We start from the raw sequence: 17,957 nt of genomic DNA, 5'->3' as shown, positions 1-17,957 counted from the left end.
ACTGAACCAAACACCACCAAGGAGAACCCCATGGCAGAACGTATTGCAACCATCGCCAGCCGCGTCGGCCTGCACGCCCGTCCGGCAGCCATCTTCGCCGAGGCCGCCGGCAACGAAGACCTCGAGGTCACCATCGCCCGCGAGGGCGAGCCTGCCGATGAAGCGATGGACGCCTCGAGCATCCTCTCGCTGATGGGCCTGGGTGCCGAGCACGGCACCAAGGTCGTGCTGCGCGCCGACGGCGAAGGCGCCGAATCGGTGCTCGAGACCCTGGCCGCGATCCTGGAAACGGACCACGACGCCTAGGGATCGTTGCTCCCTATACATAGAACGTCCCGGCGGGGGCTTCATCTCGAAGCCCCCACCGGGACGTTTCTCTGTATGGAGGTCCGCTCGGGACCGCGCCCACCGATGCGCAACACTCGGGTGACGGGCGGGTGCGGCGTATCCCTGGTCCGGCCCTGGGTTACGGCCGGGTTGCGAGGTTGGTCGGCGTTTTAGGGCTGTAACGTCGGCACGTTCTTGCCGACATTCGCAGCCTTGCGGCGGCGCACCAGCTGGCGCAACGGCGGAAGCGTCACGGCCAACACCGCGATGACCAGCAGCACCACGGCGATCGGGCTGGTGAAGATGGCGCCCCAGCCGTCAGTCAGCAACGCCCGGCGCAGGTTCGATTCGGCCAACGGGCCAAGGATCAGCCCCAGCACCGCCGGGCCCGGGGGGAACCCGAAGCGCAGCATGAACAGACCCACCATGCCGAAGATCAGCATCATGAAGACATCGAACACCGAGTTGTTGATCGAGTAGGTGCCGACCATGCAGAACACCAGGATGACGACCCACAGGAAGTGGTCCGGCAGCTCGAGCAGCTTGATGACGCCCTTCATGCGCAGCAGGCTCAGGATCAGCGTGAGCACCGTGGCGATCAGCAGGATGGTCACCAGGGAGGCGATCAAATCCGGGTGGCTGTTGAACAGGCCGGGCCCGGGCTGGATGCCCCAGATCATCATCGAGCCGATCATCACGGCCATCACCGAGTCCCCAGGCACGCCCAGGGCCATGGTGGTGGTGATCGATCCGCCCAGCGTCGCGGTCGACGAGGTGTCCCCCGCTGTCAGGCCCTCGAGCGAGCCCTTGCCGAACTCGTGGTTCTTCTTCGAGGCCTTGCGGGCGTTGTCCCAGCCAATGATCCCGGCGATGTCTCCGCCCACGGCGGGAACCAGGCCGATCACCGAACCGGTGGCGGCACCGATGGCTGTTGGCTTGGCCAGACGCTTGAGCAGCTTGCTGTCGGGCATCCACTGGCCCATCTGGCTGATGGGTTTGATGCCCTTGCCCTTGCGGTGGGTGAGGATCTGGTTGATGACCTCGGCCAGGCCGAAGAAGCCGATGATCACCGGGATGAACGGGATTCCGCCGTTGAGCTCCAGGATGCCCATGGTGAAGCGCTGGTCCCCGGTAATGGGGTCGCGTCCGACGGTGGCCAGGAACAACCCGAACGCACCGGCGGCCAGGCCCTTGAAGATCCGTCCCGAGGACACGCCGACCATCATGGTCAGGCCGAAGACCACCAGGGCAAACATCTCAGCCGGACCGAATTGCATGGCGAAGGCTGAAAGCGGGACGGCGGCGACCGCAAGGATCACGATGCCGCAGATCATGCCGACCGCCGAGCCCAGCGCCGAGGTGGTCAGCGCCAGGCCGGCCTTGCCTTGTCGGGCCAGCGGATAGCCGTCGAAGGTGGTGGCGATCGAGGCCGGCGTGCCAGGGGTGTTGATCAGGATCGCGGGGATCCTGTCCCCGAACTGCGCCGCGACGTAGATGGTCAGGAGCATGGCCAGGCCCTGGGTGGGTTCCATGGTGAGGGTGAACCCGGAGGCCAGGGCCACGGCCATGGTGGCGGTGACCCCGGGGAAGGCCCCGACGAGCATACCGATCAGGATGCCGATGCCGATGACGAGCAGCGTGTCGGGGGCCATCACCGCGGCGATGCCCTCGGCGACGGGTGAAGCGAAAACGGGGATCATAGCGGGACTCGCAATGCAACGATGAACAGGAAATGGAGGACCGCGGTGGTCACCGCGGGGAAGGCCAGCACGGCTTTCCAAGAGCGCCCGCCCAGGACCAGGGTGAACAGGGCAAGCGCCACAAAGGTGATGATCCAGAACTGCAGGACGTTCCACAGCAGCAGGTAGCCGATGCATACCGCCATCGTCACCCCGAACATCGCCAGCCCTGAGGCGGTGATCCGTTCCGGGACGTCGGCCTTGCGGACCCCGCGCAAGACGTTGTTCAGCACGATCACCGCGCCGAAGAGGATCAGTCCGGCCCCGAGCATGTTCGGCCAGAAGACCGGGCCCAGCTCCGCGCTGCCGCGCACGATGATGTCCTTGCCGGCGATGAGGATCCAGGTTCCCAGCCCTAAGCAGGCGACCACGGCGACCAGCTCTCGCAGGCGCACCGGAAGGTCGCGGACCAACGGTTCCTCGTGGTGGTGCGCGGCCTCAATGGCCGCGTCTTGGTCGATTTCTTCAATCGGTGGTTGGTCAGTCATGCCGTCCTCACTGACGTCGGTGGACTTGTCCGGTTCCGGGAACTACTTGGTGTTGTTCTTGGCGTAGTCGATCCACGGGCCATAGCGCTTGGCTTCGTCCTGGATGAAGGTAGCCATCTCGGCGGAGTTCTTGAAGGTCGGCACGAGGTTCGAGGACTTGATGACATCCTGGTAGCCGGCGTCCGCGGTGGCCTTCTCCATGGCATCGGAGAGCTTCTTCACGGTGTCCTCGGGGGTACCCTTCGGCGCCATGATCCCGACCCACGAGGCGTTCTGAAGATCGATGCCCAGTTCCTTGGTGGTGGGTACGTCCGGGTTGTTCGGGTCGCGTTCCTCGGTCAGCGTCGCCAGGTAGCGCAGGTGCCCGCCGTCGACCTGGATCTTCTGCGAGCCGATGGCGTCGATGGAGAAGTCGACCTTGCCCGACGCGGCGGCTGCGATGGAGGGGGCCGAACCGTCGAACGGGACCGAGGTCAGCTTGATGCCTGCCAGCTGCTGCAGTCCGGCCGCCGGGGAATCCCAGACCGAGCCGATGCCCGGGGAGGAGAACGTCACTTCCCCCGGCTTGGCCTTTGCTGCCTCGATCAGGTCGTCAAGGGTCTTGAACGGCGAATCCACGGGGACGGCAATGGCCCCGGGTCCGGAGGATCCTTGGCCGATCGGCGCGTAGTTTTCCGGCTTGATGTCGTAGTCCATGAACTGCAAGGTGGCGACCTCGACACCCATCATGGCCAGGTTGTAGCCGTCCGGTGCCTGCTCGGCCAGCCAGTTGTAGGCCACCGATCCGTTGGCGCCGGGCTTGTTTTCCACGATCACGTTGACGCCGAGGTCTTTTTCCAGCAGCGGAGCGATGGTGCGTGCGGTCAGGTCGCCGGAGCCGCCGGCGGCCCACGGCACGATGAGGCGGACGTCCTTGGACGGGAAGTCCCCGTCGGCCGCGCCACCGGACTTGGCGTTGGCCGAACAACCGGTGACTGCCAGCAGGCCTGCGGCAATCAGTGCCACGGAACGGAGGATGGTCTTCTTCATGATGGTTCCCCTGGAATTTTGGTGGCCGGGCAGGTGCCCGACGCGGTGCGAATGGATATGTCCTAGCTGGGTGGGCTGGTGGGGCCGGACGGGTTTCGCCAAGGCTTCCTCGCAGTGCCTGTTCGATCAGCAACTGTGCGTAATGCGCACATATGTACTTAATGCGAACAATCTGTAACGTAGCGTACTGCATGCTGTGATGCAAGCCACTGTAAAAATCCGAACTTCACAGACAGACGTTCGACGGCACTCTCGCACCGCCAACACGTCCGGCGCCTGTTCAACGTGCCTCAAAAAACCTCGATGACAAGGTCTTTCAAATCCCTTCACCAGGCATCCGAACGGCTCGACAAGGGCTCCGTGCGGAGCCCTTCCAGGGTCCGGTCAGTGGACGGACGACCGTAGCACTTCCGCGCTTTGCGCACGTCGGGGTCAGCTGCTTCAGCCAATCAACATGCGCCCGATCGCCCGTGATGCCATTTGGCCGCGTGAATCTACTCGGCGGCAGGACCACTGGCACGCCGCCACAGGAATGCAACCCCACGCTCCCGTGGTCCACGGGTGGAGTTCAGGCACTGTTGCGGCCCCCGCTGAGATCCAGGGTCTGACCGGTCATGTAACTGGCTTCGGACGAGAGCAGCCAGGCGGCCAGCGCCGCAAACTCGGTGGGATCACCTACCCGCCCCATCGGCACGCGTGAGAGCAGTTCGGCATTGCGTTCCGGACTGAGTGCCGCAAGCAGCGGCGTCTGGAACATGGACGGAGCGACGCAGTTGATGGAGATGCCATGGCGGGCATTCTCCTTGGCCGCGGTCTTGCCCAGCGCAATCAGCCCCGCCTTGGAAACCGAGTAGGCAGCCATGTTCGGGTTGCCTTCCCGCCCCGCGATCGAGGCGAGCATGACGATCCGTCCGTAACGGGCCTCACGCATCACCGGCAAGACGGCCTGCAACCCGTGGAGGCACCCGGTGAGGTTGATTTCCAGGGTCCGGTTCCATCCGTCGTGGGGCATCTGGTCCACCGGCGTTTCCGGCCCCTGGAGCCCGTGGCAAAACAGGGCCCCGTCGAGCCGGCCGAAACGCCTCAGTATCCCCTCCAGCACCTGCGACCATTGCCCCGGATCCGTGACGTCCAGGCTCTGCGACAGCCCGTCATCCCCCGGAGCCTCGACGGGCGCGACCACGTCGGTGGCCACCACCACTGCGCCCTCCCGGCGCAGCCGTTCCACGGCGGTGGCGCCCAGTCCCCCGCTGGCCCCGGTCACCAGGACCACCCGCTGAGCGAAGCGGCCCGGCCACGGACTAAAATCTGGCGGGGGCGCCAGTATGGGATCATCCATGAGGTTCTCCTTGGTGTGCGATACGAGTGTGGAGTCCCGGAAGATATCCGGGCCTACAGCTTCGCTCAAAGCTTGTGGGCCTTGGGCCCAGACCATCCATGCAGCAGGTATGCGTTCGGCGGAGCACCTCGGCGCCCCCGGACATCTGCGGAATCATGCGGGAACGACGCCTGCGGCGGCCCGCTTTCGTGCACCTTCGGCGGCGATGTGCCGGCCCGCCGCAAAGGCACGGGTCACCGCCGAGCCGAGGGTTGCCCCGCCACCGGGGTAGTTATTGCGGAACACGCTCGCGGCAACATTCCCCGCCGCGTAGAGCCCCTCGATCGGCTTGCCGTGCCGGTCCAGGACCTGCCCGTCGTGGTTGGTGGCCAACCCGCCCGAGGTGCCGAGCACACCGGCATGCAACGGCACCGCGTAAAACGGTGCGCGCACCAGCGGCGCCAGGCAGGGGTTGGGCAGGTTTGAGGCATCGCCCAGATGCCGGTCCTGCTCGCTGGCCCCGCGCCCAAATTCGCTGTCCACGCCTTTTTCGGCGTCCAGGTTGAAGGTGCGCACCGTTTCGGCCAGGGCCGCGGCGTCGATACCCAGGGCGCTGCCCAGCTCCGCCAGGGACCCGGCACTGGCCATCCATTCCTCGGGCACCCCGGGAGTGGAACCCGCCACTGGGTACTTTTCCAGGTAATTGGCATCGAAGACCAGCCATGCCGGGTTGTTGGCCTGCCCGGAGGTGATCGGATCGATGTTGGCGAAGACCCGAGCGGCGTCGTGGTAGTTCAGAGCCTCGTTCACAAAGCGGCGCCCGGAGGCGTTGACGGTGATGGATCCCGGCAACGTCATTTCCACGTTGCCCATGCGGCCTGAGGGCTTGGAGTCATATTGCTGCGCCGGCGGGGTGATTACCGGCACGCCCCAGACCGCGGTCATGTCCCGCACGCTTGCCCCGACGGCCAATCCGAGTTCCAGCCCGTCGCCCTCGTTCGACGGGGCTCCGATGGGAGTGACCGGCAACGGCAGGAACGCCCGGCGCAGCCGCTCGTTCCATTCGAACCCGCCGGAGGCAATGACCACCGCATCAGCACGCACCTCCGAGCTTCCCGCGATCTCCAGAGCCCAACCCGTTTCACTGCGAACGAGGTCGGTCACCGGCGCCTCGACCGCCAAGACCACTCCGAGGTCAAGTGCACTCGCTGCCAGGGAGCCCACCAGGGCACCGCCCATGGTGCGCACCCCCGAGGCGGCGCGTTCGGCGAGCAGTCCAGCATCGGGAGCCCTCCCGTTGAGGTTGTCGCGCTCGATCATGCTCAGCAGCGGGAAATAGGTAGGCGGGCGTAGCATTGCGCTGAGCCCGGGGTGCCCTTCCCCGGAGAACGGCAGGTTGTCCAGGCTTCGCCCGCCGTGGGCGGCCCCTGCCCACTCCATGTGGTAATCCGGCCGTGCCAGCGGCACGAGGTTCACCCTGGTCTCAGTGTCGAGGAACTCGATGGCCTGGGCTGCCGTATCGATGAACCACTTGATGTCGACCTCCTCCATGGCGTGGCCTGCTGCGGCGTTCAGGTAGGCGGCCCCGGCCGACTTCGAGTCGGCAAAGCCCGCCTCCTTGGCGAGGTGGTTGTTCGGCGCCCAGATCACGCCGCCGCCGGCGGAACTCGTTCCGCCCAGCAGCGCTGCCTTTTCCAGCACCAGGACGCGGGCCCCTTGATGGGCCGCCCGCACCGCCGTGGTCAGGCCGGCGGCCCCCGACCCGATGACCACCACGTCGTATGCGGATTCCAGCTCGGTGATCGGCGTGGCCGGGGAAGGAATGGGGGTGTTCATGATTCAGTGCTTTCGTTCGGTGGGGCTCGGGTGCGGAGTTTTTAGGACGCCAGGATGCTGGCTGGCATGTCGATGACGATCTTCCCGACGTTCTGCCCCGGATCCAGCATGGTTTCGAAGGCCTCGCCGAGCTGTCTCAAATCGAAGCTGTGGGTGATCAACTTGTAGGCGAGGTCGTGGTGCCGGTTGAGCACCTCAAGTGCCTCGGGGATCAGGTTCAGGCTGTTGCGGCTCCCCCTGATGTCTAGTTCCTTGAAGGGCACGTCCCTCATGGACAGGGCAGCGGTGGCCGTGGAGATGCCGACCTGAACGATGCGCGCAGTCGGTGCGGCCAGCCGGACAGCGTTTTCGAACGACACCGGAACGCCGGTGGCCTCAAGGACCAGGGACGGGCCCGAAAGCGGGCACCAGCTCTCAAGTTCGGCTTGCTGCCCGGGATTCGGGAATTCCCCGGAACCGGCCTTCAGCGTGGCCACGGCCCCGAAGGAACGGGCGAGGTCAAGACGCGATTCCGAAAGATCCGAGGCGATGACCTTGACCCCGCGCTCGGTCAGGAACAAGGTGGCCAGCAGCCCGATCGGCCCACAGCCAAGCACCAGCGCGGTTTCGCCTTCCACCGGGGTTCCCCGGTTGACTGCCTGCATGGCAATCGAGCCGGGTTCCCCGAGCGCGGCAAGCCGGACAGGCATGCCCTCCGGCAGGGCATGTAGCTTGCCTACCGGAACGCTCACCACCTCGGCCAGCGCACCGTCCTCGTAGCAACCCAGGCAGGAAATTGATTGGCAGACGTTGTAGCGCCCCGCCTTGCAGGGCCCGCACACGTTGCAATAGACCATGGGGCTGACCGCCACCGGCGTTCCCGGCGGCAGTTGTGCCTGTCCCGGACTTGCCTCGGGGCCATGGTCGATGGCCTCGATGATGCCCACGAACTCGTGGCCCTGGACCAGCGGCAGGTCGGTGGGGTAGTCGTCGTCCCAGATGTGCAGGTCGGTGCCGCACAAGGCGACGTGCTGGACGCGCACCAGGGCGTGCCCGGGACGCAGGGCGGGCATGTCGTCGTCGCGGAACTCGATGGTTCGACGCTTGGTGGTGTGTGCTCTGAGCATGGTCTTGTCCTTTCTGGTCCCGGCCGCGGGGCCTAGAGCTTGTCCTTGCCGAAGAAGATGTCCCAGCGGCGGATGCCGCGCTCGGTGATCAGCCCGGCCTGGGCGAACGGGTCGGAATCCATCATGGCCAGCGCGTCCGCCTCGTCGGCGGCGCTGATGATCAGCAGGGCGCCGGCGCCGGCGTCGACGGGGCCACTGACCAGCAGCCGGCCTGCCTCGAAGCGGTCCTTCAGGAACTCGACGTGGCTCGGGCGGACCTCGTCGCGCCGGGAGGCGGTATCGGTCGAGTAGGTGTAGCTGATGGCGTAGGTGTTCATGGCGTGGTGCTCCTTGGGTGTTGTTTTTGAAAATCGGTGGGTGGCGCGGGTTAGTTGGTGCGGTCCTCGAATGCGGGGGCCGCGGTCCCGTCGTCCTCATAGGCGGTGGCCCCGGCCATGTCGCGCGCGGCGACGTAGCCGAAGGCCAGGGCCGGTCCGAGGTTGATGCCGCCGGCCGGGTAGTGCCCGCCCATGACGCTGGCCTGGTCGTTGCCCGCCGCGTATAGCCCCGGGATCACGTTCCCGGATTCATTGAGCACGCGGGCCGCAGCGTCCGCGTCGATGCCGGCGAAGGTTCCGAAGGAACCAGGCACGACCCTGACCGCGTAGAACGGGCCCTTTTCGATCGCGCCGAGTGAGGGGTTGGGGGTGTTCTTCGCGTCCCCGCCGTAGCGGTTGAAGGCACTTTCACCGCGCCCGAACTCGGGGTCGATGCCCTGGGCCGCATGGGCGTTGAAGTCGGCGACCGTCGCGGCCAGCTGCTCCGGGTCGATCCCGCATTTCGCCGCCAGCTCCTCCAAGGTGTTGCCCTTGACCAGGTAGCCGCTGCGCAGGTACGGGGCCAGCGGCACCGGCAACGGCTTGGCCATGCCCAGCGGGAAGCGGCGGACGTAGCGGGAGTCGGCGATCTGCCAGGATTGGACCGCCTGGCCCTCGCCGGTCGCCTTGATCATGGCCTCGACGTAGTCGTAGTAGCCATTGGCCTCGTTCACGAAGCGCTTGCCGTTGGCCAGCACCCCGATGCTGCCGGGCTTGGCGCGGTCCATGATGTGCGGGAAGGTGCCGGTTTTCCCGTTGGGGTACTTGATCAGCGAGACCGGGCACCAGGCGGCAGGGGAGGCCACATCGGTGTTGAACCGTGCGCCCACGGCCCGCGCCATGTCCAGGCCCGCGCCGTTGGCCTCGGCCGGAGCCAGGGACCAGTGTTCGTTGCCCGTGGTGGTCCCGGGGAAGAGCTGGGCGCGCAGTGCGGTGTTCTGCGGGAAGCCGCCGGTGGCCAGCACCACGCCACGGCGGGCGGTCAGGGTGTAGTCGCCGTTCGGGCCGCTGAGCTTAACGCCGGTGACCCGGCCCGCGTCGTCGGTGAGCAGTTGGCGTGCGGCGGTGGACACGCGGATGTCCACGCCCAGGTCGTCGGCGGACTTCATCAATCGTGCGGTCAGCGCCGTGCCGTTGACCAGCTGCATGTTCCGGCGGTGCACGGCCAGGTCGAACAGGTGGGTGGTGACGCGCCTGGCCGCATGCAGGATGCCGGGGAGGCTTCCCTGGGACGCAGAAAGGAACTTGGACAGGTCTTCCCCGGCCATGATGCCCATGCCCAGGAAGCTGGTGGCGTAGAGCTGGTGGCGCATCTTGGCGCGAAGTGCGGGCTTGATGTTCCGCGCGTTGTACGGGGCGGGGCCCACCGAGCGGTGGCCGGTTCCGGCTCCGGGGGTGTCCCCGTAGATGTCGTTGATCTTCGCGCCGGGGGTGAACTGCAGGGAGGTGCGTTGGTGGAAGAAGCCGACCATGTGCGGCACCGCTTCGAGGAAGGCGTCCACGCGTGCGGCGTTGTAGCGATCCCCCAGTCGGTGTCGCAGGTAGGTGCGGAATTCCTCCCGGTCCTCGTTGACCCCCGCGGCCTTGGCCAGCGGGTTGCCCGGGGTCCAGGCCCAGCCGCCGGACCAGGAGGTGGCTCCGCCGCAAACCTCGGCCTTTTCCACGACAACCACCTTCAGCCCGTGGTAGGCGGCGGTCACCGCGGCGGACAGGCCGCCGGCGCCGGATCCGACGACAACGACATCGACCTCGGATGCTTGGATGGGGGTGGTGCTCATCGTGGGTGTTTCCGTTCAGTTCAAATGGAGAGGGAGGAAAAGCGAAGGCTCGGGCCTAGTGGCCGTACGCGTCGGAGTCCAGCCGCGGGCCCGCCCCGGTGTCCAGGGCGTCGATGCCCGCGCGCTCGGCGGCCGTGAGGGTGAAATCGAAGACGTCGAGGTTCTCGCGCTGGCGTGCGTCGCTGGCCGACTTCGGCACCGCGAGGCGGCCGGCGTCAAGGTGCCAGCGCAGGACGATTTGGGCGGGGGTCTTGGCGTGGGCGGTTGCCGGGCCGGTGATGGCGGGGTCGGAGAGGAACTCCCCGGCGCGGCCCAGCGGGCTGTAGGCCCCGGTGGCGATGCCGCGGGCGGCATTGGCTTCCAGCAGGGAAGACTGCGGGTGCTGCGGGTCGACCTGGATCTGGTTGACCGCCGGTTTCAGCCCCGCGGCCAGAACCTCGTCCAGGTGTGTGGCCTTGAAGTTGGATACGCCCCAGGCGCGCAGGCGTCCGGCGTCCACCAAGTCCTGCAGGCCGCGGCAGGCCTCGACGTAGCCGCCGAGTTGCGGGTTGGGCCAGTGGATCAGGTATAGGTCCAGGCATTCCAGGCCCATGCGCCCAAGGGCCGCATCGTAGCTGTGGATGGCACCGGCGCGGGAGTGGCCGGGCAGGCTGAGTTTGCTGGTGACCCACAGGTCGTCACGGGCAATGCCGCTGCGGCGGATCCCCTCGCCGATGGCGTCCTCGTTGCCGTATTTCTCGGCGGTGTCGATATGACGGTAGCCGTTGGCGATGCCGCGGGCGACGCTGTCGGCAGCTTCCTCGCCCACCAGCGGCCAGGTCCCCAGGCCGAGCATTGGAGTGCACACGCCGGGAGCGATCTCCAGTTCCCGCGTTGTGGTGTTGGTGGTGTTCATGGTGTTGGCCTCTCGAGACTTCACTTGGACTGCGGGAGCAGGGCCGCGGCCCGCAGCGCGTTGGCGGCCGCCACGACGGAATCGGCTCCGGCCTTGAGTGTGTTGGCCCAGGCCTGTTCGCCGATGCGTGCGAGCGTGGAGTCCGAGGGGGCCTCGACGCTCAATGGGAGATCGGCGGGGAGGGCGGCGACCATTTCGGCCAGGCGGAAGTCCCCGTCGCCCGGGACCCCGCGCTCGGAGCGCGACTCATGGACCAGCCCGTTACGGTCCGCCGGGGCCATGGCCGGTCCGTCGCAGAGCTGCAGCATCGGGATCAGGTGCGCGTGTTCGCGCAGCTGCTCGTCGGTGGTGCCGACCCGGCTCAAGTGCAGGGTGTCCCCCACGAGCTTGCAGCCGGTGTCGCGGGCCAGGTCCGCGGCCAGGGACAGCGAGTTGACGCTTTGGTAGGAGATGACCTCCAGGGTCGGGACGATGCCGAATTCGGCTCCGTCGCGGACCATCTGTCGCAGGATTTCGGCCAGCTTGTCGTGGTCGGTGAGCGCGGCGGCGACCGTGAGGCTGCTGGCGCCCAGCGCCTGGCCGGCTTCCATCATCTGGCGCCAGGCCGCGCGTTGGTCGGTGCCGTCGAGCAGCAGGAATTCGATGTCCATGATCCCGACCCCGGTGTCCTTCACGGCGCGGAGCGTTTCGGCGAGCATCGCCGATCCCGGCTGCAGGTCGTAGGCCCGTTCGGTGGCGGTGACCGGGCGGACGCGGGCGCCGATGAAGTCAAAGCCGGCCTCGGCGGCGATGCGCACCAATTGCGGCGGGGCGGTGCCCACCAGGGAAAGCTGGGCCAGGCCGATCTGCTGGGTTGTGCTTGTCATGTTCTCGCTCACATCATGGGGTGGGAAACGGATGGGGGCCGGTGCCTAGGCGACCGGAAGGGCGGGTTCGAGCCCGGCGGTCACCGCGTCGGGGGCCGTGGGGACGCCGCTCGGGAACGCCGCGAAGCGCACGGGCTCCCCGGTGCGGGCCGACTTGTAGATCGCCAGCAGGATGCGCAGCGCGTTGGTGGCGTCCTGCCCGGTGACTGCCGGGTCGTGCCCCTGGGCCAGTGCGTGGACGAACTCGGCGATCTGTTCGCGGTGGTGCGGGATCAGCGCGGCGTTGATGCCGGCCAGTTCGACATTGGCGACGGCGTCGGACGGGTGCGCTGGGGTGCTGGCCACCGTGTCCCCCGTGGCCATGATGGTCAGGCGCCCGTCGCTGCCCTCGGGGAATTCACTCAGCTCCGCGGTGGCGCCGGTGGCACCGGTGATGCGGATCTGCACCCCGAGTGCCGGGTTTGCGGCGGTGGAGGCGGTCAGCGTGGCGATGGCTCCGCTGGTGAATTTCAACACCGCTGAGGCCGAGTCCTCGACCTCGATGTGGGCTGCGTGCTTGAAGGTGTTGATCGCGCCGTAGACCTCGGACACCGGACCCATGTACCACTGCAGCAGGTCGATGTAGTGGATGGCCTGGGTCATCAGCACCCCGCCGCCGTCATTGGCCCAGGTGCCGCGCCAGGCATCGGCGGAGTAGTACTCCGGTTCGCGGTGCAGCAGCACCGAGACCTGGCCCATGACCGGTGCGCCGAGCGTGCCGTCGTCGATGGCCGCGCGCAGGGCGCGGGCCGCGGGCCAGAAGCGGCGCTGGAAGAGCACCCCGAGCTTGACCCCGGCGGCGGCGCAGGCATTGGCCATGCGTTCTGCCGAGGCAGCATCCACGGCGATCGGCTTTTCGCACAAGACGTTCACGCCCGCAGCCGCAGCGGCCAGGACCACTTCCTCGTGGGTCGGGTGCGGGGTGCAGACCGAGACGATGTCCAGACCCAGCGCCAGCAGGGCGTCGACCGAGTCCACCGCGTGGGTGAGGTTCCAGGACTTGGCGGTGGCCTGCGCGCGGGTGATGTCGACGTCGCAGACCCCGATGACGTCCACATTCCCGAGGGAGGTGAAGGCTTCGAGGTGGTTGCGGCTGATGTTGCCGCATCCCACGATTCCCACACGCAAGCGCGGAGTGGATACGGTGGTGGATCCGGACATGGTCCAGGCCTTTCTGTTGGGGTCTGTCGGGTGCTGCGCGGTTGCCCGCCGTGTGTGGATTCAACTCTAGGAAGTGGCGCAGGACACGTGGGCGGGTTGCCCGTTGAACGGGAGTCGCGTTCGCAAACACTTGTTCCACTTGAGCATTTACTGATTATTCCGTCGTCCGTCGAGGGGTTGGCGGGCCAGGTGAGACGCTAGTTGGCGCGCGTCCAGCTTCCGTTGCCCAGCTTCTCGATCGGGGTGAACGCGGTTTCCCGGGCGGTCAACACGAAGATCGCGGAGATGAGCGCGCAACTGACGGCGAAGATCGCCACCGGCAGCCACCCGTAGACACCCGGGCCGGTCAGCAAGGTGGCCACGGCCGGGGCGAAGCCGGTGAGGACCAGGCCGAACTGGTTGCCAATCGCCATGCCCGAGTAGCGCACGGGCGCGGCGAACATCTCCGGGAAGAAGACCGTCCACACGCCGTTCCAGGCAGAGTAAAACACTGACATGTTCAGCAGTCCGAAGACGAAGACCAAGACGATGTTCTGCTCGCCGATGGCCCAGAAATATCCAAAGATGGTCACCGAACAGCCCAGCATGCCAATGAGGAGCACCGGCTTGCGCCCGAAACGGTCTGAAAGGTGGCCGGCCAACGGGATGGTGAAGATGGACAGGCCGACCGTCACCGCGTTGATGACCAGCATGGTGGTGCGGTCGATGCCGACCAGCGGCCCCGTGGCGTAAGCCAGGGCATAGACGGTGAAGATGGTTTGCATGACGGCGTACATGGTGATGAACACGATGCGCAGCACATCGCGCCACTGGGTGCGCAGCACGATGAAGGCCGGCGCCTTCCGCTTGGTGCCGGTGTCTTCCGCCTTGACCTCTTCCTCGAAGACCGGAGTCTCATCCAGGTGCGTCCGGACCCAGTAGGCTACCGCCAACACGACGACCGAAAGCAGGAACGGGATCCGCCAGCCCCAGCTCATCAACTGGTCCTCGGGAAGTGCGGCGATGGGTATGAAAACCAGCGTGGAGAGCACCATCCCGGAGGCGTAGCCGGTCATCACGAACGAGGTGTAGAAACCGCGCTTGCCTTCCGGGGAGTGTTCCACGGTCAGCGTGGAGGCACCTGCCGCCTCGGCTCCGGCCGAGAAGCCCTGGGCCAGACGGCCCAAGATCAGCAGGCCCGTGGCCCACCAGCCCAGCTGGTCGTAGGTGGGCAGCAGGCCGATGCCCAGGGAGGCGACGCCCATGATCAGCAGCGTAATCATCAGTGCTTGCTTGCGCCCCACGCGGTCCCCCACGTGGCTCATCACAATGCCGCCCAGCGGTCGGGCCAGGTAGCCGACGCCGAAGGTGGCCATCGACCCCAGCAGGGCGACGGCCGGATCGGCGTCGGGGAAGAACAGTTTGTTGAAGACCAGCGCCGCGGCGGTGCCGTAGATGAAGAAGTCGTAGTACTCAAGGGTCGAGCCCAAGAAGGATGCCAGCGCGGCCTTGCGCGGGCTGCGTACCGGTTCCGGCGTCAAGACCTCGCTGGGTGCGCGATCCGGCACTTCCGCGGCGGCGTCGATGGGTGTACGGGGCATCGTGGCCCTCCTGGGAAAACGTAGGAAACATGGGATTCTGCCCGGTGGGCAAGAGCGGCGATGGCCGGGGTGTGGATCGCGGGTGTTGCCTTGCCCGAGGAAGGTGCTTGTGACGTCCATCTCGTGCAATGGATTACCACTCTAGAAAGGTTCCGGATGCGGGTGTCGAACTTTCCCGTCCAATGGGAAGCGCGGAGCTAAGGACGCGGGAGAAGCGCCCCAGCGGTCAGGTCTTGTGGCGCTATTTGCCGCGGGAAAGCCAGGTCCGCGACCCGTACGGGCGTTGTTCGGCACCCATGGAACGCGAGAGCGAACGGCCGGCGGCCACGAGCACCGGGATGATCAACTGGGGGTCTTCCTCGACCAGCGGGGTGACAACAGTTATCGCCCCGATGACCTCGTTGCCCATCCCGAACACGGGCACCGAGTAGGCGACATTTTCCTTGACCAAGACCCCGGCCAGGCGGGAAAAACCGCGCTCACGGATCTGTGCCAGATGGGCCCGGATGCGTCCGGGGTTAGTCTCGGTGTTGCTGGTCGATTGCACCAGCGGGCGGGCCAGAAGCTCCGCCTGGATACGGTGCGGTGCATGCGCCGCCATGCACAACCCGGCGGAAGTCGAGTGCATATCCAGCCGCCCGGCGACCTCGGCGAGATTGACCGCGGCACCCAGCTTGTCTAGCCGCTCCAGGTAAAGGACGGTGAAGTCCTCGAAGCTGGGGATGGCCAACGAGACGTGTTGGCGCACCGCCTCGTGGATGCCCTCCAGGACCGGAAGGCCGCGGCGGCGGAATTCCTCCACGGGGTTGGAACGTGCGGCAAGTTCCCACATCTTCACTCCGATGCCGAAGCGGCCCTCGTCGTCGCGCTCCAGGAAACCGGCGGCCAACAACTCGCCCGCCAGCCGGTGTGTGGTGCTGGTGGGCAGGTCGGTGGCCCGGGAGAGCTCGCTCATCGTCAGCGCCGGAGTGGAGCGTTCGAAGGCACTGAGCAGCTTTACGATCCGGTCCACAACGGATTCTCCGGAGCGGGAATTTGCCATGCTCGCCTCCTACCTCGCCTTTGACCACCGGTTTCCAGTCTACAAACTTGCGACAAGCTCACCGGAGGCGCCCTTGCGCGCCTCCTTGCCCGGAGCCTGATCCCTACGGACGCACCGAGACCAACAGGCCCGCAAGCTGCTCGCGCATCCTCCCGCGTTCCGGCGACAGGCCGGTGACCAGAAGGAAGGTGTCCGCCGCCTGCTCGATGAGCATGGCGGTGCCCTTGACCACCGGGGACCCGAGTACCTCCGCCGCTGCAAGAAGCTCTGTCACCACGGGCCGGTAGATGACGTCGGCAACCCAATGCGATGCGGTCAGCCACGAGACATCGAACGGGGTCCCGGGAATGTGTTCCATCCCGATCGGCGTTGCGTTCACGACGCCCTGCGCCTCGCCCACCCAGGCCTCGGCCATGTCGGTGCCCGCAACGTCAATGGTCCTGTCGCTGCGATCCGGAAGACTTCGCACCAGCAGCCGGCGCAAGTCCTCCCGCCGACCCTGGTCGGTGTCGATGATCCGCAGGCGGACCACGCCATGGTCGAGCAACGCCGAGGCGACTGCCGAACCGGCGCCGCCAGCCCCGAAGAGCACCACCGTGTGGTGCCCGGTGCCTTCGGGCAGGCTGCGGCGCAATCCGGCCAGGAATCCTGTCCTGTCGGTGTTGTGGCCGACCGTCCTGCCGTTTTCGACCACCACGGTGTTGACCGCCCCCAGGGCTGCGGCGTCCGGTGCAACGGCGTCCAGGAACGGGATAATCGCCTGCTTGTGCGGGTGGGTGACGTTGAAGCCGGTAAACCCGTCGGTAATGGCGGTTGCCAACACCTGGCCGAGGTTGGGCTCCGGGATCCCGGCCAGGTCGATGGCCTCGTAGCTGAATCCGGTCAGGCCCAGCGCAGAGGCCTCCGCCTCATGTATCGCAGGGGAAAGCGAGGATCCCAGGTCGTTGCCAATTAACCCGATGCGGCGCATATGGGTGGTCATTTGTTTCCCAGGGCCTGACGTTCGGCACGAGTCATGCCCAGCTGCGCGGTGGGGGTCTTGTAGGTTTCCGGACCGGTGGCGAAGGCAACGGCCGAGATCACCGTGAATCCCGCGCACATGATGGCCACCGGCATCCAGTTGGACGTGTCGCCCGCGGTCATCATGGTTCCGATGGCCGGGGTGAAGCCGGAGACCAGCAGACCCAGCATCAGGCCGATCGCCATGCCGGAGTAGCGGACCGTGGCCGGGAACTGCTCCGGGAAGGATGCCATGTAGGAACCGTTCGGCGCGGCATACAGCCCGCCCATGAGGATGATCGAGGAGATGAAGATCAGTGCCACGTTGCCGGTGCCGATGGCGTTGAAGAAGACAAAGATCATGGCCCCGGCACCCAGGACGCCGCCGATGAAGACGGGCTTGCGCCCGATCTTGTCGGCCAGGTGTCCGTAGAGCGGCTGGGTCAGCACGGCGGCGAAGTTTGCTGCGGCGATTGCGGCGAGCATGGTGGTGCGTTCGATGCCGTTGTGTTCCACGGCGAAGGCCAGGGCGAAGACGTTGACGATGGTGTTGATCATCGCGAAGGTCGAGGAGAGCATGACCCTGACAACAGCGGTCCAGTGGTGCCTGAAAAGTTCGATCACGGGGATCTTGGCAACCTCGTTGGATTCCTTGGCTTCCTCGAAGACTTCCGGCTCTTCGAGGTGGCGACGGATCCAGAAGGCGAAGAATGTCAGGAAGATGCTGATCCAGAACGGAATGCGCCAGCCCCAGCTCCAGAGCTGCTCGTCAGGCATAGAGGCAACCGGGATGAAGACCAGTGTCGCCAACACGATGCCGAACATGATCCCGCTCATGGTGAAACTGGCAAAGAAGGAGCGGCGGTCATCCGGCGCGTGTTCCATGGAAAGAGACGCGGCACCCGGGGACTCGCCGCCGGCGGACAGGCCCTGGAAGAGGCGCAGGACCACCAGCAAAATCGGGGAGAAGATACCGATCTGGTTGTAGCTTGGCAGGCAGCCGATCAGGAAGGTGGACAGGCCCATCAGTACCAGCACCGCCATCAGCGTGTTCCTGCGGCCGAACCTGTCGCCCAAATGGCCCCAGATGACTGCACCCAGCGGGCGTGCCACGTAAGCGACGCCGAGGGTGGAAATGGAGAGCAGAACCGAGTTTGCGCCGCCCCCGGGGAAGAAAACATGGGAGAAGACCAGAGCCGCGGCGGAACCATAGATGAAGAAGTCGTAATACTCGAGCGTGCTGCCCAGGAAACCCGAGACGGCCGCTCGGCGAGCCTGCGGCGTGGCCCTGGCGCGAACCGCTGGGGTGGTTGATGTCGTGGTGTTCATGATGATCCTTTCTCTCCCCCGTTGGAGGAACATCATCAAGTGTGACCCCGCGCACTTATTATGTCCACG

General features: G+C 66.3%; 16 protein-coding genes. 1 reads left to right on the top strand and 15 read right to left on the bottom strand.

Going from position 1 to position 17,957, the window contains the following annotated elements; all coding sequences use genetic code 11:
- Nucleotides 1–30 precede the first annotated feature (30 nt).
- A complete protein-coding gene (locus KRR55_RS01500) occupies nucleotides 31–306 on the top strand; it encodes an HPr family phosphocarrier protein (protein WP_217387268.1) in 276 nt (91 codons plus the stop codon).
- A gap of 191 nt (nucleotides 307–497) precedes the next feature.
- Here KRR55_RS01500 and KRR55_RS01495 read toward each other — a convergent pair whose 3' ends face one another.
- The 15 genes from KRR55_RS01495 to KRR55_RS01425 form a co-directional block, all read right to left on the bottom strand.
- Nucleotides 498–2,027 (bottom strand): tripartite tricarboxylate transporter permease, encoded by a 1,530-nt coding sequence (locus KRR55_RS01495; protein WP_217387267.1) that lies wholly within the window; start codon nucleotides 2,025–2,027, stop codon nucleotides 498–500.
- Nucleotides 2,024–2,554 carry a tripartite tricarboxylate transporter TctB family protein gene (locus KRR55_RS01490; RefSeq protein ID WP_217387266.1) on the bottom strand — a complete coding sequence of 177 codons (531 nt, stop codon included), beginning with the start codon at nucleotides 2,552–2,554 and terminating at the stop codon, nucleotides 2,024–2,026. Before KRR55_RS01490 ends, KRR55_RS01495 begins: the two co-directional genes overlap by 4 nt.
- 42 nt (nucleotides 2,555–2,596) lie before the next feature.
- The gene (locus KRR55_RS01485; RefSeq protein WP_217387265.1) at nucleotides 2,597–3,583 is read right to left on the bottom strand and encodes a Bug family tripartite tricarboxylate transporter substrate binding protein; all 987 of its coding nucleotides are present in this window, start codon (nucleotides 3,581–3,583) and stop codon (nucleotides 2,597–2,599) included.
- Nucleotides 3,584–4,151: 568 nt separating this feature from the next.
- Nucleotides 4,152–4,922, bottom strand: coding sequence for an SDR family NAD(P)-dependent oxidoreductase (locus KRR55_RS01480; RefSeq protein WP_217387264.1), 771 nt, complete (start codon nucleotides 4,920–4,922; stop codon nucleotides 4,152–4,154).
- A 153-nt stretch (nucleotides 4,923–5,075) separates the two neighbouring features.
- Entirely contained in the window at nucleotides 5,076–6,737 is a 1,662-nt protein-coding gene (locus KRR55_RS01475) for an FAD-dependent oxidoreductase (protein WP_217387263.1), read from the bottom strand.
- 41 nt (nucleotides 6,738–6,778) lie between these two features.
- Nucleotides 6,779–7,843, bottom strand: coding sequence for an alcohol dehydrogenase catalytic domain-containing protein (locus KRR55_RS01470; protein ID WP_217387262.1), 1,065 nt, complete (start codon nucleotides 7,841–7,843; stop codon nucleotides 6,779–6,781).
- A gap of 32 nt (nucleotides 7,844–7,875) precedes the next feature.
- Complete coding sequence (locus KRR55_RS01465; RefSeq protein ID WP_217387261.1) at nucleotides 7,876–8,160, bottom strand: YciI family protein; 285 nt, start codon at nucleotides 8,158–8,160, stop codon at nucleotides 7,876–7,878.
- A 50-nt stretch (nucleotides 8,161–8,210) separates the two neighbouring features.
- Nucleotides 8,211–9,977 carry an FAD-dependent oxidoreductase gene (locus KRR55_RS01460; protein WP_217387260.1) on the bottom strand — a complete coding sequence of 589 codons (1,767 nt, stop codon included), beginning with the start codon at nucleotides 9,975–9,977 and terminating at the stop codon, nucleotides 8,211–8,213.
- A gap of 55 nt (nucleotides 9,978–10,032) precedes the next feature.
- Entirely contained in the window at nucleotides 10,033–10,872 is an 840-nt protein-coding gene (locus KRR55_RS01455) for an aldo/keto reductase (RefSeq protein WP_217387259.1), read from the bottom strand.
- Nucleotides 10,873–10,892: 20 nt separating this feature from the next.
- Nucleotides 10,893–11,738: a sugar phosphate isomerase/epimerase family protein gene (locus KRR55_RS01450; RefSeq protein WP_217387258.1), complete on the bottom strand. Its 846-nt coding sequence runs from the start codon at nucleotides 11,736–11,738 to the stop codon at nucleotides 10,893–10,895.
- Nucleotides 11,739–11,783: 45 nt separating this feature from the next.
- A complete protein-coding gene (locus KRR55_RS01445) occupies nucleotides 11,784–12,938 on the bottom strand; it encodes a Gfo/Idh/MocA family protein (RefSeq protein ID WP_217387257.1) in 1,155 nt (384 codons plus the stop codon).
- A gap of 197 nt (nucleotides 12,939–13,135) precedes the next feature.
- Entirely contained in the window at nucleotides 13,136–14,518 is a 1,383-nt protein-coding gene (locus KRR55_RS01440; RefSeq protein WP_217387256.1) for an MFS transporter, read from the bottom strand.
- A 241-nt stretch (nucleotides 14,519–14,759) separates the two neighbouring features.
- Nucleotides 14,760–15,560 carry an IclR family transcriptional regulator gene (locus KRR55_RS01435; protein WP_217387255.1) on the bottom strand — a complete coding sequence of 267 codons (801 nt, stop codon included), beginning with the start codon at nucleotides 15,558–15,560 and terminating at the stop codon, nucleotides 14,760–14,762.
- A gap of 103 nt (nucleotides 15,561–15,663) precedes the next feature.
- Nucleotides 15,664–16,542 (bottom strand): shikimate dehydrogenase, encoded by an 879-nt coding sequence (locus KRR55_RS01430; RefSeq protein WP_217387254.1) that lies wholly within the window; start codon nucleotides 16,540–16,542, stop codon nucleotides 15,664–15,666.
- Nucleotides 16,539–17,888 carry an MFS transporter gene (locus tag KRR55_RS01425; RefSeq protein ID WP_217387253.1) on the bottom strand — a complete coding sequence of 450 codons (1,350 nt, stop codon included), beginning with the start codon at nucleotides 17,886–17,888 and terminating at the stop codon, nucleotides 16,539–16,541. Before KRR55_RS01425 ends, KRR55_RS01430 begins: the two co-directional genes overlap by 4 nt.
- Between the last annotated feature and the right edge of the window lie 69 nt (nucleotides 17,889–17,957).

This window comes from Paeniglutamicibacter quisquiliarum, from assembly GCF_019084045.1.
In the GTDB taxonomy this organism is placed as follows: domain Bacteria; phylum Actinomycetota; class Actinomycetes; order Actinomycetales; family Micrococcaceae; genus Paeniglutamicibacter; species Paeniglutamicibacter quisquiliarum.
The sequence above is the reverse complement of the archived record's forward strand: the minus strand, read 5'-3'. Positions and strand labels throughout refer to the sequence as shown.